Raw genomic sequence first — 1,521 nt, forward strand, 5'->3', positions numbered from 1 at the left:
GAAGCTCTGGAGGCTCATAGCGGAAAACTATCTCCTATGGAGTAAAAAATAATAGGCAGGACGCTTGCGAACGGGCGAAGGCCGTGGCATCTATAGTGTTGCGATGTTCCAAGTCGGAGCAAGCGTCATTATCGCTTGCTCCGACTTTTTCTGAAGGCCAGAGCGCGATCTTTCTTCTTTTCGAATCGCAGCTGTTTGCACCGGGCTGCGAGGTGATGCTGCGTTGTTCTGCGTGGTCGCAAAGTTTGCTTTGCGGCCACGCTTTTTTTGTGCGCACACATCAAGTTATGCCGCCTGCGGAGAAAAATGATGATTGAGGTGGATGATTTATGAACAAATTTAAGAATTTTTTGATCGTTGTTCTGCTGGCAGCTGTTGTTCTGCTGGGGACGGGGGTTTTTCTGCTCAGCCAGAGAGACCGCACCGCATCCGAATCCGATGCGGACCAGTCTGCATTGACGCAAGCCGGTACGGACGCCGGTGAAGAAGGGGCACTGGAAGAGGAGACGGCAGCGGAACTGGATTGCTCGGTGCAGTTAGGCGCACTGAAAATTATCCGTGGAGAGGAATTCGGTATTCTGGAGGGCGACGCCGGCGACTGCGAAGCGTATTTGGAGGACGGCGTGTATACCATCTCTGTCAGCACCACCCGTGAAGCTCCCGTCGTGGTGACTGTGCCGGAGGAGGTTCAATTTGAACGGGCAACCTTAACGGCCTCCGGCGGGAATCTGACGGCAGAGGACCTTGAGGCAGAGAAGCTGTATACCACCTGTGAACGGGGGGCCCTCCAATTCTCAGGGTGCGTGGACAAAACTGCAGAGGTGGAGCATCTGCAGGGAGAGACGGTCCTGCAGCTGAGCGGTGACCCGTCGGAATTCAATTATGAGCTGTCCTATGAGCTGGGGCATATCGAGGTGGGAGACCAGTCCTATGCCGGCGCCAAGGGGAGCCGGTTCATTGATCATGGCAGCGACAAGACCATCCGCGTGCACTGTGCTATGGGTAGCGTGGGTGTGCTGTTCCCGGAAGAATCCTGAGGCGGCATTGCCACTGATAGTTCTGTGCAAAAAAAGCAGAGCAGGTTTCAAACCTGCTCTGCTTTTTTAGTTGGACATGTTCAGTTTCTGTCCGCTGTTTACCGGGCGGCAATGTGCAGGATCTCCTCCATCTCCTTGGGACCGATGGAGACGAAGCCGCCGAAGGGGAAACCGCCCGGCTTTTCCGCCCGGTGGGCCACCATGGCGGGGATGTCCTCTGCCCGGGCGCCGATCTGCGTGAAGGTGGTGGGCATTCCCAGGGAAGTGAAAAAGCTGCACAGGCAGGCGATGCCGCGCTGGGCCGTCAGCTCGGGGTGGGCATAGTCCATCTCACAGCCAAAGACCTCTGCGGCAAAGCGGGCAAAACGCATGGGATCATGGGGCAGCACATACTCCATCCAAGCCGGCATCACCACCGCCAGACCCGCGCCATGGGCGCAGTCGTAAAACGCGGAGAGCTCGTGTTCCATCTGATGGCTGGGCC

The 1,521-nt window shown here is 56.9% G+C and carries 3 protein-coding genes (1 of these 3 only partly in view); 1 reads left to right on the top strand and 2 read right to left on the bottom strand.

Annotated features, from left to right (window positions below; translation table 11 throughout):
* The first annotated feature begins 329 nt into the window (after positions 1 to 329).
* Positions 330 to 1,037, top strand: a complete 708-nt coding sequence (locus QZL67_RS07590) for a hypothetical protein (protein ID WP_022290129.1) — start codon at positions 330 to 332, stop codon at positions 1,035 to 1,037.
* 98 nt (positions 1,038 to 1,135) lie between these two features.
* Here QZL67_RS07590 and QZL67_RS11620 read toward each other — a convergent pair whose 3' ends face one another.
* On the bottom strand, positions 1,136 to 1,507 hold the full coding sequence (locus tag QZL67_RS11620; protein ID WP_306765929.1) for an iron-containing alcohol dehydrogenase: 372 nt from the start codon (positions 1,505 to 1,507) through the stop codon (positions 1,136 to 1,138).
* Positions 1,413 to 1,521 carry the 3' portion of an iron-containing alcohol dehydrogenase gene (locus tag QZL67_RS07595; RefSeq protein WP_022290131.1) on the bottom strand. 821 nt of this gene lie beyond the right edge of the window, so the window shows 109 of its 930 coding nt (coding positions 822-930); its start codon lies off the right edge, out of view — the gene reads right to left on this strand; it ends in the stop codon at positions 1,413 to 1,415. Before QZL67_RS07595 ends, QZL67_RS11620 begins: the two co-directional genes overlap by 95 nt.

This window comes from Oscillibacter sp. CAG:155 (assembly GCA_000436875.1).
In the GTDB taxonomy this organism is placed as follows: domain Bacteria; phylum Bacillota; class Clostridia; order Oscillospirales; family Oscillospiraceae; genus Oscillibacter.

Coding starts and splice junctions, on each gene's coding strand:
- QZL67_RS11620 (WP_306765929.1), bottom strand. CDS start 1,507: ATGGAACACGAGCTCTCCGCGTTTTACGACTGCGCCCATGGCGCGGGT.
- QZL67_RS07590 (WP_022290129.1), top strand. CDS start 330: ATGAACAAATTTAAGAATTTTTTGATCGTTGTTCTGCTGGCAGCTGTT.